Source organism: Aequorivita sp. Q41, from assembly GCF_039831855.1.
Classification (GTDB): Bacteria; Bacteroidota; Bacteroidia; order Flavobacteriales; family Flavobacteriaceae; genus Aequorivita.
Genome location: NZ_JBDPMS010000001.1, coordinates 1,094,474 through 1,108,644 on the forward strand (window position 1 = coordinate 1,094,474; position 14,171 = coordinate 1,108,644).

Annotated in this window: 12 protein-coding genes and 1 pseudogene; 4 read left to right on the plus strand and 9 right to left on the minus strand. The window is 35.5% G+C overall.

The window, feature by feature from the left end; translation table 11 throughout:
* Positions 1-5 precede the first annotated feature (5 nt).
* The gene (locus tag ABJ955_RS05120) at positions 6-3,143 is read right to left on the minus strand and encodes a UvrD-helicase domain-containing protein (RefSeq protein WP_347373527.1); all 3,138 of its coding nucleotides are present in this window, start codon (positions 3,141-3,143) and stop codon (positions 6-8) included.
* Between the two features lie 158 nt (positions 3,144-3,301).
* Between ABJ955_RS05120 and ABJ955_RS05125 the strand changes: the two genes are divergently transcribed.
* Entirely contained in the window at positions 3,302-3,910 is a 609-nt protein-coding gene (locus ABJ955_RS05125; protein WP_347373528.1) for a superoxide dismutase, read from the plus strand.
* Positions 3,911-4,557: 647 nt separating this feature from the next.
* Here ABJ955_RS05125 and ABJ955_RS05130 read toward each other — a convergent pair.
* The 8 genes and pseudogenes from ABJ955_RS05130 to ABJ955_RS05165 all read right to left on the minus strand — a co-directional run bounded on the left by ABJ955_RS05130 (position 4,558) and on the right by ABJ955_RS05165 (position 11,493).
* On the minus strand, positions 4,558-6,456 hold the full coding sequence (locus tag ABJ955_RS05130) for an amidophosphoribosyltransferase (protein WP_347373529.1): 1,899 nt from the start codon (positions 6,454-6,456) through the stop codon (positions 4,558-4,560).
* 57 nt (positions 6,457-6,513) lie between these two features.
* Positions 6,514-7,437 carry a PfkB family carbohydrate kinase gene (locus ABJ955_RS05135; protein ID WP_347373530.1) on the minus strand — a complete coding sequence of 308 codons (924 nt, stop codon included), beginning with the start codon at positions 7,435-7,437 and terminating at the stop codon, positions 6,514-6,516.
* Between the two features lie 89 nt (positions 7,438-7,526).
* Positions 7,527-7,685: pseudogene (locus ABJ955_RS05140) on the minus strand (ribonuclease H); the annotation flags it as partial.
* A 76-nt stretch (positions 7,686-7,761) separates the two neighbouring features.
* A complete protein-coding gene (locus ABJ955_RS05145) occupies positions 7,762-8,310 on the minus strand; it encodes a hypothetical protein (RefSeq protein ID WP_347373531.1) in 549 nt (182 codons plus the stop codon).
* 7 nt (positions 8,311-8,317) lie between these two features.
* Complete coding sequence (locus ABJ955_RS05150) at positions 8,318-9,157, minus strand: T9SS type A sorting domain-containing protein (RefSeq protein ID WP_347373532.1); 840 nt, start codon at positions 9,155-9,157, stop codon at positions 8,318-8,320.
* Between the two features lie 118 nt (positions 9,158-9,275).
* A complete protein-coding gene (locus ABJ955_RS05155) occupies positions 9,276-10,103 on the minus strand; it encodes a M57 family metalloprotease (RefSeq protein ID WP_347373533.1) in 828 nt (275 codons plus the stop codon).
* A gap of 192 nt (positions 10,104-10,295) precedes the next feature.
* Complete coding sequence (locus ABJ955_RS05160) at positions 10,296-10,928, minus strand: ribonuclease H family protein (protein ID WP_347373534.1); 633 nt, start codon at positions 10,926-10,928, stop codon at positions 10,296-10,298.
* Complete coding sequence (locus ABJ955_RS05165) at positions 10,921-11,493, minus strand: phosphoribosylglycinamide formyltransferase (RefSeq protein WP_347373535.1); 573 nt, start codon at positions 11,491-11,493, stop codon at positions 10,921-10,923. The genes ABJ955_RS05160 and ABJ955_RS05165 overlap by 8 nt, the downstream gene beginning before the upstream one ends.
* 311 nt (positions 11,494-11,804) lie before the next feature.
* Between ABJ955_RS05165 and ABJ955_RS05170 the strand changes: the two genes are divergently transcribed.
* Genes ABJ955_RS05170 through rnc form a run of 3 tightly spaced genes read left to right on the plus strand, consistent with a single transcriptional unit; the run spans position 11,805 to position 14,054 of the window.
* Entirely contained in the window at positions 11,805-12,038 is a 234-nt protein-coding gene (locus ABJ955_RS05170; RefSeq protein ID WP_014781833.1) for an acyl carrier protein, read from the plus strand.
* Positions 12,039-12,048: 10 nt separating this feature from the next.
* Positions 12,049-13,302 (plus strand): beta-ketoacyl-ACP synthase II, encoded by a 1,254-nt coding sequence (gene fabF / locus ABJ955_RS05175; RefSeq protein ID WP_347373536.1) that lies wholly within the window; start codon positions 12,049-12,051, stop codon positions 13,300-13,302.
* An 8-nt stretch (positions 13,303-13,310) separates the two neighbouring features.
* Positions 13,311-14,054 (plus strand): ribonuclease III, encoded by a 744-nt coding sequence (rnc, locus tag ABJ955_RS05180; protein ID WP_347373537.1) that lies wholly within the window; start codon positions 13,311-13,313, stop codon positions 14,052-14,054.
* Positions 14,055-14,171 lie beyond the last annotated feature (117 nt).

Below are 14,171 nucleotides of genomic sequence, written 5' to 3' on the forward strand. Positions count from 1 at the left end.
CAAAATTAAACTTTATTTATTACTATTTCACCTCCATTGCTATAGATAAGCATTTTTTTAGAAATTGAAAACCCCATATCTTCTATAGCATTGGCATAATCCAATAGTTGATCATTATGCCATATGTTAGGACTACCTGTCTTATAATCAATGATTATAACATTATTATTTTTTGCAATATTGATTCTATCAGGACGTAAAACCAAGCCGTCTTTTGTAACTATATTGCGCTCATTATATACTTTTTCATCACTATTAAATAAGCTTTCTAACGCCGGATGTTCAATAATTTGATGTACTGTTTTCTTTAAAACCTCAAATTCATCCTTTGGAATTATTGCTCGTGCTTCCAATTCCGATAAAACACGCGTCGCATCCGTTTTTGAAAAAATTTGTGCCATCGTATCATGCAGTAAGTTTCCAGCAGAAATTGCAGCTTCCGTTTCTGCTTCATATTTTTGTTCAGAAACAACTATTTTAAGACCATGATCGCTTGGATTACTAGATATAAAGCGTGGCTTAATTTGATAAACAACTTCTTTTACTTTTGAAATTTTCTCCAAATCGATTCCAAATTCATAAAGCATCTGCTCACTATTCCACATGCCTTTTTCCTTCAGAAACGCCATAAAAAGATGATTGTACGTTGAAGGCTCTTCATTTGACTCTGAAGGCATTTCTGAAAAAACAAAAAGCTTTTCAACTGCCCGCGTTAAAGTTACATACAGCAAATTAATCGTATCCAACTCCAACTGGCTTCGATGTGCTGTATACATTTTTTCGCCAACCTCGCTATAGTCTGTAATTTCTTTTTTGAACTTTATCTGCGCTTCCTGAAAGTTAAAATCATCCCCTTTATCTAACGGATACCATAGGGTATCATTCTTTCCGTCATATAATTGCATATCTGCAAAAGGAAAAAGAACAACGGGAAACTCTAGGCCTTTTGACTTATGAATTGTCATCAACTGAACCGCGTTTATCCCTTCGCTTGTAGCGATGGCAGTATTTTCTCTTTTACTTTCCCACTTATCTAAAAACGAAATTTTATCTGCTTTTGGGCTTGCTTCAAACTCAAAAACTAAATCCATAAACCCAAATAAATATGCATCCGCTGCGGCAGCAAGCTTAAATTTTTCAATACAATACTCAAAAGTTTCATATAGAGAAATGGAACGTATTTCGGCAAATGAAAAGTCAATTCCATATTCTTTTAATCGCTCACTAAATTTTTCTTCTGAAATATTTAAAAACCTAGTGAAAAAAGTGTGCTTCGCTTCTTGAAGATTAAGATGATCGTGTAGCAAATCCAATAAATTTATGGTTGCTTCATCATTTTTTGGATATAAACTAACGACTAAACTTGACACCAAAATTTGCACAATCGGTGAAGACTGAAGCAATAATGTTTCAGCAGAGATTACAGAAATACCTCGCTCCATCAAAAAAGCACCCAGTGCAATTCCGTCATCTTTTTTACGCGTTAAAATACAAATATCACTTTCTGAAAACCCTTTGTTTTTTAAATTCAGAATGGTTTCAAGAACTAATCCTGAATATGCTTCTTGCTTTTCAGCCTTATTTCCTTTCTCAATAAATTCAAATTTAACATACCCGCCATTTGTATCATTACGTTCTTGTTTATTGCCCTCTAGATATAATTTTGTATGATCTAAATCCGCAAAATAAGAAGAAACAAAGGTGAAAAACTGGTTGTTGAAATCCACAATTTCATCACAACTGCGATAATTTTTATCTAAAGAAAGCACCTCTTTTTCACGGGAAAAAGGATTTTGAGTTCCATATAAGCCCATAAACTGTTCTGGCAAACCACCACGCCACCTATATATAGATTGTTTGGCGTCGCCCACTAACAAAAGACTGCCGGAAGCTGGATCCAATTCTTGAGAAAGCGCATTGTCAATTAATGGGATTAGATTTTCCCATTGTAATTTTGAAGTATCTTGGAATTCATCAATAAAAAAATGTCGGTATTTTTCGCCTAAGCGTTCATAAATAAAAGGCGCTGGTTGGTTTTTTATTTCCTTATTTATAAGCGAATTAAATTCTGAAATAGGAAAAATATTTTTCTCCTCCTTAATCCTTTCAATTTCTTGGTTCACCAAATTCAAGACGGAAAGCGGGGTGATATTTTTTAAAATTGATTCATATAATTTTAGCTTGTGTACATGCTTTTTTATAGCCAAGTAATGAAATAACAATTCTGGGCGGATGGCATCAATAACCGAAGTAATAGCACTGACTTCCTTTACTTTATACAGTCCTTTTCCTTCCTCCAAGTTTTCCTGAAGTTTATTGGCATAAACCTCATAATTGCCTTCTTTTAATTTTAAAAAATGATTGGGTAGTGTCCCTCGGGTAAAATCTGAATGTTCTAAACCACTTTCATCAATAAGCAAAAGTACTTGTCTTGCATTATTTTTAATTTCTTCTGAAAGCGTTTTAATTTTTTGAACCAATTGCTTTTTAAAATCTAGAAAATCTCCTAAGGTTTTTTCCTTTAAAACAGCAACGTGATCTGCATCATTTTCTATATAAAGCAGTTTGGCGGCATTAGCAATATCACGAGAAATATCCCAAGATTTATCATCGTCTGTTTTGTCTAAAGCAAAATCAAGCAAAACCTTTGTTATTTCTTTATTTTCTCCCGCTTTGCTCAGCAATAAATCTACTGCTTCTGCTAATAATTCATTGGTTTCAAGGGTAACTTCAAAGTTGGTTGCCAGTTTTAAATCGCGCGCAAAGGTTCTAATCAATCTGTGGTTAAAACGATCGATGGTTTCTACACTAAAAGCGGCATAATTATGAAGTAAGTTTTTTAGAATTTTTTTAGAACGCTTCTGAATTTCCATTAAATTCATGCCATTTTCTTCAGAAATTCTAAGCATAATTGGCAGCGGCTCCGTCACACTTTTTTCCTCACTAAAGCGCACCAATGTTTCTACGATTCGTTGTTTCATTTCAGCTACCGCTTTGTTTGTAAAAGTGATTGCTAACAAGTGTTTAAAATAATCGTCCTGCTGTACGGAAAGAATTTTTTTTAGATATTCTTTTACCAGTGTAAAAGTTTTTCCGCTTCCTGCTGAAGCATCATAAATAGAAAAGGAGGTTTGATTTTTCAAGAAACTGGCTTTTTGCACTAAATTAGTGATTTTATATGGTTAGAATCAAATTAATCTATCGCAGCATAGAAATCTTATAAAATCTATAACACTTTAAAAAATTGATAATGTTTAACTTTGAGTGAATTTAGTAATAACCAATATAAAACAATATACTTATGTCTTTCGAATTACCAAAATTACCGTATGCATTTGATGCTTTAGAACCAAACATCGATGCACAAACAATGGAAATACACCATGATAAGCACCATCAAGGGTATACAAATAACCTTAATGCTGCCATAAAAGATACCGACCTAGAAGGAAAAACAATCGAAAATATTTTGAACAACTTAGACATGGATAATAAAGCTGTGCGTAATAATGGCGGCGGATTTTATAACCACAGTCTTTTTTGGAAAGTAATGTCTCCAAATGGCGGCGGAAAACCTTCAGGGGATTTAGCTACTGCAATTGATAGCGCTTTTGGAAGTTTTGAAGATTTTAAGGAAAAATTTTCGGAAGCGGCAAAAACACAATTTGGATCTGGATGGGCTTGGCTTTGTGTGCACAAAGGAGGGAAAGTGACCGTTTGCGCCACCCCAAACCAAGACAATCCACTAATGCCAGGCGTTGGTTGTGGTGGAACTCCAATTTTAGGACTAGACGTTTGGGAACACGCATACTATTTAAAATACCAAAACAAACGCCCAGATTATGTTGGTGCATTTTGGAATGTGATTAATTGGGAAGAAGTTTCTACCAATTATGAGAACAATAAATAACGGGTATAAAACCCTTTTATTTAACTATAAAAAAACTGCAGTCAAAATTTTGACTGCGGTTTTTTTTTGTGAAAATGTCTGTTTAAATGAAATACCCGCAACCCAAATATTGGAATGTAAAAAAAGGCAAACATTAGTTTGCCTTTTTTTGCCCCAAATCTACCATTTAATTTTACCTGTTTAGGCTAATGGTATATATAAATGTACGGCAATAAACTATTAGTTATGAATGTTTTAGACAAACAACCTGTTTTTCAGTTAAAAAGTATATTAAACAGTTAATTGTATTTAAAATTAAGACTAGTTTCCTAAAACAGGCACCAAAAAATGTTTTTGAAAATTGATTGCTACCCCAAACATAGAAATAAAAAAAGGCAGGCTTTCGCCAGGAGAATAGACAACGGCTCATCAAACTCTAGATAAAAAACAGATTTTCGCCACCCTTAGGATTGGGACCAATGAAAAAAGGCAGGCTTTCGCCTACCTTTTTTGCCCCAAATCTTACCATAGACCTAACCTACTTACGCCATATGGTAAGCCAAATATATAGTAAGTTTTATCACTAAAACAGTGTTACTTAACAAATTCGATTAAGTGAATTAGCTTTCCGTTAAACGGTAAACTGTAGGTTAATTTTGGCTTAAAGGCTAATAGGCGCGGTCTGGGTTACCTTCATAAAAATTAATATAAGCCCGATTTACAACTCTATTACCTCCTGCCGTTGGATAGTTTCCTGTAAAATACCAATCTCCAAGATTTTTTGGACATGCCTTGTGCAAATCAGTTACTGATTGAAATATCAATTTTACTTTGGCAGTAATATTTTCTTCACTTATAATCTCCGCTATTTTATCTGAAATTTCTTCATCCGTAAAAGGAGCATACAAGTTTTTTACGTGATTAATAACAGAAGCATCTTCCATAGCAACTTGCTTTTTACATTTATGGTAGATTTCTTCAACTATCCCAAAAGTTCCATGGTCTTTATGAAGTGCCAAAGCAGCTTGAAACGCTATTAAATCCTCAAGACGCGCCATATCAATTCCATAACAATCTGGGTAACGAATTTGAGGTGCAGACGAGACAACTACAATTTGTTTGGGATGCAGCCTGTCTAACATCTTTAATATACTCTTCTTTAGGGTAGTTCCTCGAACTATACTATCGTCTATAATAACGAGGTTGTCCTCTGGCTTCACTACGCCATAAGTAACATCATAAACGTGTGCAACCAGATCATCACGACTACTATCATCAGTAATAAACGTTCTAAGTTTAACGTCTTTTATCGCTATTTTTTCTGTTCGCACTTTATGTGCTTGTATCTGCTGAAGTCTTTGTGTTGTTAAACTTTCTTTTTCGTTGAGGATTGCTTCATTCTTTTGTTTGTTCAATTCATCTTGTGCAGCTTCCAACATTCCATAAAATGATGTTTCAGCAGTATTTGGAATGAATGAAAAGACAGAATTCTCTGTATCAAAATTAATCGCTTCCAAAACTTTAGGCATAACCAATTTTCCAAGGGTTTTACGTTCTTGGTAGATTTCGGCATCGCTTCCACGGGAAAAATAAATTCGTTCAAAAGAACACGACTTTCTTTCTAAAGGAGTAAGAATTTCAGAAAGAGTAAAGCTTCCATCCTTTTTGATGATAAGTGCGTTCCCTGGATCCAACTCTTTTACTTCTTCAAAAGGAACATTAAAAACGGTTTGAATTGCTGGTCTTTCGGAAGCAACTACAATTACTTCATCATCATGATAATAATATGCGGGACGAATTCCTGCTGGATCTCGTAGCACAAATGAATCTCCATGCCCTAAAAGTCCTGCCATGGCGTAACCGCCATCCCAATTTGAAGCAGATTTTCGAAGAATTTTTGCAAGGTTTAAGTTTTCAGCAATATAAGGCGAAGCTTCTTGCTTATTAAACCCTTTGGCTTTTGCTTTTTTATATAATTTACGAACCGCATCATCTAAAAAATGCCCTATTTTTTCCATTACCGTTACGGTATCGGCCTTTTCTTTAGGATGCATTCCAAGCTTTATAAGATTATCAAAAAGCTCATTGGTATTGGTCATGTTAAAATTTCCAGCGATAATTAGATTTCGATGCATCCAATTATTTTGACGAAGAAAAGGGTGCACGTTTTCAACACTATTTATTCCGAAAGTACCATAGCGAACATGGCCAAGAAATAATTCACCTATATATGGTATGTTCTTTTTTTGTGCAGCTACGTCATCTTTATATTCTGGATGCTCTAAAAACTCATGATTTATGCGTTCGTTTATTTGCGCAAAAATATCCTGAATAGGCTGCGATTCATTAGAGCGAACCCTACTTATATAACGTTCTCCGGGATTAACATCCATTTTAATGCTTGCAAAACCAGCACCGTCTTGTCCGCGGTTATGCTGTTTTTCCATCATTAAATACATTTTATTGACTCCGTAGAAAGCAGTACCGTATTTTTCTTTGTAATATTCCAAAGGTTTCAACAGTCTTACTAGGGCAATTCCACATTCATGTTTTAAAGCGTCGCTCATATTTTTCTGAAACTATATAAATGTACAAAAAACGCCCTGAATTTTCAGGGCGCGTATTTAGGTTAATTTGATATCAAATTGTGTTAAGCTTTTAAATTGCTGTAAACGCTGGTGTATTTCCTTGTTTGAAAGGTTTAGCAGTCGTTCTGGGCCAAATTTTTCTACACAGAAAGAAGCTAATGCTGACCCATTGATTATAGCATTTTTCATGTTTTCATAACTGTAATCGCCTGTTTTTGCCAAGTATCCTGTAAATCCACCAGCAAAAGTATCTCCTGCGCCAGTTGGGTCAAAAACTTCTTCTAATGGAAGCGCTGGTGCAAAGAAAACGTCGTCATTACCAAAAAGCAATGCCCCGTGTTCTCCTTTTTTTATCACTACATATTTTGGCCCCATTTCCATTATTTTATGAGCCGCTTTTACTAGTGAATATTCCCCTGAAAGTTGTCTTGCTTCTTCATCATTGATTGTAATAACATCAACTTTGGCAATAACTTGAAGTAACTCATCCAATGCGCTATCCATCCAGAAATTCATGGTATCTAACACGATTAGTTTTGGAGCTTTCATCTGCGCAATTACACCAAGTTGGACGAGTGGATGTAAGTTTCCTAACATAACCACTTCGGCATCTTGGTACTTAGCTGGAACTTGTGGATTAAAATCTGCAAGTACGTTTAGATCTGTAATAAGAGTATCGCGCGTATTCATATCGTTATGATATTTTCCGCTCCAGAAGAAAGTTTTTCCGTTTTCAACCACTTCAAGACCTGAAATGTCGATATTTTTAGATTCGAGCATTTTTAAGTCTTCCTTCGGAAAATCACCTCCAACGATTGACACAATAGCGCCATCTACATTAAATTGTGAAGCAGCCAAACCTATGTAGGTAGCTGCACCACCAAGTATTTTATCCGTTTTACCGAAAGGAGTTTCAATAGCATCAAAGGCAACTGTGCCTACAATTACGAGTTTGCTCATAAAGGGTTTTTGAAATGAAGGTGCAAATTTAATCAAATTAATAATAAAAACAGGTCTTTTAACAGCTTAGATAGCAAGTGAAGTAAAATCTATTTCCGACCAAAATCTGCAGGGATTTCACCCCAAGCTTTGGTTTCCCATTTCACGATTTTTGTTTCGTATTTATTCGCTTTTAGCCAATTTTCGGCTCTTTCAACCAATTCAAAAAGGGTTTTGTTTTTTGTGGATTGTTTCAGTTTTGTGTTGCATATGCCAAAAAAATAAACCTTTCAGTTTTTAGGCTGAAAGGTTTTAGAATCTTCAATATTAATTTATCTATTCTAGTTATTTTTGAACCGTAATTGCGTACTCCTCATAAATAAAATTGGTCGCTTCAATTTGTTGTTCATTAACAAAAAAAGTGAACGTTCTATTATAAGGGTTTATGGTCTGTACGTCATGAATTCTTAGCGTATCCACGTCTTCATTAGCATAACGCAATAACCAATATTTGTCTTTCTCAAAAGGTACTGAACCTTTTACATCAACGCCCTCTGCTCCTGAAGCAAATTCAATTGACCCAAAATCAGAAACACAATTGGGTCCACCACAAGGACTACCGTACAAGGTTCTCCCGCTTCCCTGAGTTTCCTCGGTAACGATTTTGCCCAAACCTAAAAAGGGGTATTGTCCATTTGTGAGTTCTATCAAGGTAGCAATTCCAGTATTATTAGTGATTTCCACCTCTCCATCTTCGTATGTACTCCCATCAACACGAAATAGTTCAAAGTTTAGATTGTATATTTTAGGATATCCCCCAGAAGGCTCGTTACTTTCCTTATTGCAACTATTAAGTGAAAGTACCATTACCAATAATAAAATATATGTTTTCATACTATTTTTATTTAATGATTAATCTTTTTGTCACGGTATTATTATCCGTTGTTAAATAAATGAAATAGATTCCTGCTGGATATTTTTCCAGATTTAAATTAAATTCATTTTCAGTAATATTATTTTCTTTAAGGAGTGTCCTACCATTAATATCTTTCAAATCTAGATTATAAAATTCCTGTGAAGGCCAAAAAACAGTTACATTTGAATTGGTTGGGTTGGGATAAACCTTTATATCATCATTTACATAATCATCTAGGTTTTTATTTCCAAGGGGGCGATCTCCAACAGAAAGACATTGTAAGGCAGGTGGCGGTGGGTCGCCGTGGGTTATTACCTTTTGTTTATAAACTGTTGAAGCACAAGCACCATTTATATTTAAAGAAAGCCACGTTTTGTTAGAAGAATTTGGTATAAGACTTATATTTACTGTCCTAGTGCCTTGCCCATAATTTATGGTTCCATTCGTAATGCTCCAAGTATAACTTGCTCCAGATACTGGTGGAATATTATAATCATATGTATATCCATTTTGAGCACAGGCGGAATCATATCCCTGAATTTCCAAATCATAAAATTCACTTATAGTCCAACTTCTTGAACCATACCCGCATCCTGGGAAAACTCTTACATAACCTCCGTTATTGTTTGTAGCCTGTACTGTTATACTACTTGTGCCTTGCCCGCTTGTAATAGGTAAATTACTCGAAGTTTCCCAAAAGAAATTAGAAACCCCTGATATGTTTGAGACTGAATAATATGCGGTTTGCCCACTGCACACATAATTAGCCCCATTAATTGAATAAATAGGGTGGCTTATGCCTATTTGGGTATAATAGTAATTCATTTTGCCTACTTGCAAAGGGGAGAAATACTCAAAACAATCTAAATTTGAATAACTCATTATATTAGATGTGTTTGGAGTCCATACCTCACCCCAATTGTCCGTTCCGCCATTGGCACTTTTATATATACAGGAATAACTTACTAAACCTGTTAATTCGGGGGTCAGCTGCTGTATCACATAAAAAATCTCCGTTAACATCACATTTCAATTCATTATAAGTACCTATACATCCTAGTTCCTGCCTTCTTGATCTACTAACGGATTCTTGATGGCAATCACCACAACCCCCATTGTTGGAATGGCTCCAACTTCTGCCTGAGCTATGTGTATGGTAAAGCCCCAAAGTATGACCAATTTCATGAGCCAAAATAGCCTCCATTTCAGATATACTATGCTGTTCAATAGCACAAGTATATCTTAGCCATAGATTGCCGTTAGGAAAATTCGCTTTACCTCCCCAATCACTATTGCTGTCAATAATAAAATGTACATTAATTACGCCAGATTCTTTATATTGGTAGCACATATAATTGAAATATTGATCTCCATTATTAGTAATATCGCTATTGTTCATCTCTGAAATTTCGCAAAGAAGATAGAACCTTATGTTAGTGTTGTTTGAAAATAATTGATTGAGACCATTTATTACCTGATTAACTTGGGAGAGGCTAATATTACCAGAACCGTTAGTATTTCTCCATACCCATGCTTTTATAGGGATTTCTCTTAATACTGATGCTGAAGCCTTATTGACATAATCTTTATTTCTTCCTATATAATTACCATAAGTGTCCAAATTGTCCAAATAATCTTCGGGCATATCATAGCCAGCTTTCCGCAATATATTCAAGAGTGACTTGCTGTTCCCATAAAAAGGATCTCTTAGGTATCCATCTTCAATAGGTAATGTACCACAACCAAGTTTACCTTCTTCTTGGGCAAGCAAAGAAAAACCAACTAAAAGGAAAAGGAAAAATAGATATCGTTTTAGGATAGTGAGGGGGGGGGGGGGGGGTAAAAATACATTTCATAACTTAAAAATTTAAAGGTTAAACTTTTTCTAGGGAGTTACGATTTTTAAAGATAAAATGAAACAATTAAAAAAGCAAATTAGTTACATAAAATTATATGGCAAAATCTATTTCCGCCCAAAATCTGCTGGGATTTCACCCCAAGCTTTGGTTTCCCATTTCACGATTTTTGATTCGTATTTATTCGCTTTTAGCCAATTTTCGGCTCTTTCAACCAATTCAAAAAGGGTTTTATTTTTTGCGGATTGTTTCAGTTTTGTGTTGCATTTTTTCTTTTTCACCCATCCCATCGCAATGCGAGAGTCACTATAAATAATACGGTCGCTATTATTATTTTTTAGAAAGGCCAAGCCATGAACAAGCGCTAAAAACTCACCAATATTATTCGTTCCTTGCTGAAAAGGACCCTGATGAAATAATTGTTTGTGCGTCTGCGTATCTACTCCACGGTATTCCATTATCCCAGGATTACCGCTAGAAGCCGCATCTACAGCAATAGAATATAGGTTTGGCTCTCCAATTTTTTGAAGCTGTTCTTTAGTAAGTGCTTTTTTTACCGTTTTACCTTTATAATCCGCATACTCTTTATTAAACGCTTTTTTAGCTTCATCAAAAGTCTCGAAGCTTTTATATTGTGCGCCTTTTACACCGTCTATAGAACGCTTGCATTCTTGCCAACTGCCAAAAATTCCGGCTGGGTTGCCAAACCAAACCACATAAAATTTCTGCTTTTTACCCATGCTGAAGTATTTCTTCAATTATTTTTGGAAACCATTCGTACTCTAAATTATGAACTTTTTTAGCAACTGTTTCTGCTGTGTCACTCATTGAAAGTGCTACTTTCTTTTGTGAAATAATGGCGCCTTCATCATAATTTTCATTTACATAATGAATTGTTATTCCTGTTTCAACTTCATGGTTTGCTACCACAGCTTCGTGCACAAAACTCCCATACATTCCTTTTCCGCCGTATTTAGGAAGCAAGGCTGGATGAACATTTATCACTTTGTTTGGAAACTCTTTCAATATTAATTCTGGAAATTTTAGAAGAAATCCGGCTAAAACGATACAGTCTGGATGGCTGTTTTTTAAAATTTGCAATACTCCATTTTTAGAAAACAAGGCCTCTTTTGTAAATGATAAAGCGTTAATATTCAAGTTTTTAGCACGCTCCAATACTTTGGCATCCTTCTTGTTTGATAACACAAGAACGACCTCGGCAACTTGGGTTCGTTGAAAGTATTTAATAATGTTCTCGGTATTGGTACCGCTACCCGACGCAAAAATTACAATCCGCTTCTTCATTCCCGTTTCCAATGTTTTTCTCGAAGTAAAAATTAACAAAATAAAACACAAAAGTAAGGCAATAGGGTTTTACTTCGCCCAAAATTGTTTAAATTGGTTTAATCTTTCTGAACTATTATAAATTTTTAGAAAGATGGAATGCACAAAGAAAATAGCGTTATAATAAAAAAATTAGCGGGTTGCATTTTCCAAATTTTGTTCAAATGTGAAATTTTGAAAACTATCAAAGCCACATTTTTAACATTAAATGGTATTTTCAATTAAAATATTTTATTTTTGCCACTTATATTTAAATTTAAAAATCAAGAATTATGTCAGACATTGCATCAAGAGTAAAAGCGATTATCGTAGACAAATTAGGTGTAGACGAGAACGAAGTTGTAAACGAAGCAAGCTTCACTAACGACTTAGGAGCAGACTCCCTAGATACGGTTGAGCTTATTATGGAATTTGAAAAAGAATTTGATATCCAAATTCCAGACGACCAAGCTGAAAATATTGCTACAGTTGGTCAAGCAATTTCCTATATAGAAGCAGCAAAATAAGAATTCTTCTATGGAATTAAAGCGAGTTGTAGTTACAGGCCTTGGTGCCCTTACCCCTATCGGCAACAATATTAACGAATATTGGGAAGCGCTTATCAGCGGGAAAAGCGGCTGTGCGCCCATTACGTATTTTGATACTGAAAAGTTCAAAACAAAATTCGCTTGCGAATTGAAGAATTTCAACGCAGAAGATCATTTTGACAGGAAAGAAGCCCGAAAACTGGACCGTTTTGCTCAATATGCCTTAGTTTCATCAGATGAAGCTATACTAGACGCCGGAATAAACCTAGATAAGATTGATAAATTTCGCGTAGGTGTAATATGGGGTGCCGGAATTGGTGGCTTAGAGACTTTTCAAAATGAAGTAATAAACTTTGCAGAAGGGGATGGAACACCACGTTTCAACCCCTTCTTTATTCCAAAAATGATTGCAGACATTGCGCCTGGAAACATTTCTATAAAGCATGGTTTTATGGGGCCAAACTACACTACCGTTTCGGCCTGTGCCTCCTCTGCCAACGCAATGATTGATGCCCTAAACTACATTCGTTTAGGACATTGCGATATTATTGTAACTGGTGGAAGTGAAGCCGCAGTAACCAAAGCAGGAATGGGAGGGTTTAACGCAATGCATGCTTTATCAACCCTTAATGAAAGCCCTACTACAGCCTCTCGCCCTTTTGATGCGACACGCGATGGTTTTGTTTTAGGCGAAGGTGCAGGTGCTTTAATCCTAGAGGAGTATGAACACGCAAAAAAGCGTGGCGCAAAAATTTACGCCGAAGTTGTAGGCGGCGGAATGAGCAGTGATGCATACCATATGACTGCCCCTCATCCAGACGGAATTGGCGTAGAACGCGTAATGCTAAATACGCTTCGCGATGCCAATATGGACCCTAGCGAAGTAGATGCTATAAACACACACGGAACTTCAACACCTCTTGGGGATGTTGCCGAATTGAAAGCAATTGTAAATGTTTTTGGAGATCATGCCAAAGATATCAACATCAATTCTACAAAATCTATGACCGGACACCTTTTAGGTGCAGCCGGTGCTATTGAAGCAATCGCTTCAATTTTAGGAATGAAACACGGGATTGTTCCACCTACAATAAACCATACTACGGTAGATGAAAAAATAGATCCTTCTTTAAACCTTACCTTAAATAAAGCTCAAAAACGCGAAATAAAAGTAGCAATGAGTAATACCTTTGGGTTTGGTGGGCACAATGCTTGTGTGCTCTTTAAAAAACTAGATGCCTAAAACAATTAATGGCTTCCATTAAAAACATATTTACATCTCGTTCAAACAAGAATGGGGAATTTTCTAGTTCCCTAAAAAAAATATTAGGCTTTAAGCCCAAAGACATTTCAATATACGAAACTGCCTTTACCCATCGCTCCACCAACGAAAAAAATACGGATGGACAACCTCAAAACTATGAACGCTTAGAATTTTTGGGGGATGCCATGCTTGGCGCTGTAATAGCAGCACATCTTTTTAAAAAAGTGCCTAGCGGAAATGAAGGGTATCTTACAAAAATGCGAAGTAAAGTGGTGAGCCGAGAACATCTAAATGAACTTGGCCGAGATTTGCACCTCGTGAAATTTTTAAAAACCACCATCCCCACCCAACAATTTAGCGGGAATATTTATGGGAATGTTTTTGAAGCCCTTGTTGGCGCAATCTATTTAGACAGAGGGTTTAATTATTGCGAAAAATTTATTCAAAAAAGGGTTGTAAAACCATATGTAGACATCAAAAAACTAGAAGGAAAAGTAATAAGCTATAAAAGCCTTTTTATTGAATGGTGCCAAAAACACAAAAAACAATTTAATTTTGAAATCTATGAAGACAACGGCAAAGATGAATTAAAACATTTTGCCGTTCGTTTAAAGGTAGATGATGAAATAATTACAAAAGCACGTGCAACTTCAAAAAAGAAAGCTGAAGAACGTGCCGCAAAGAGAGCTTTTTACAAACTCCAAATTAAAATTGATTCAGAAAAACCTTAAAGCAAAGGTTAATTTTCTGTCAAGATTCGCAAGAACCAGCAAGTTGTTTCGTTATTACATTTAAAGTTGTTTATTTTTGTAATAGACTTTGTGAAACCTATTACAATCGCAAACCTT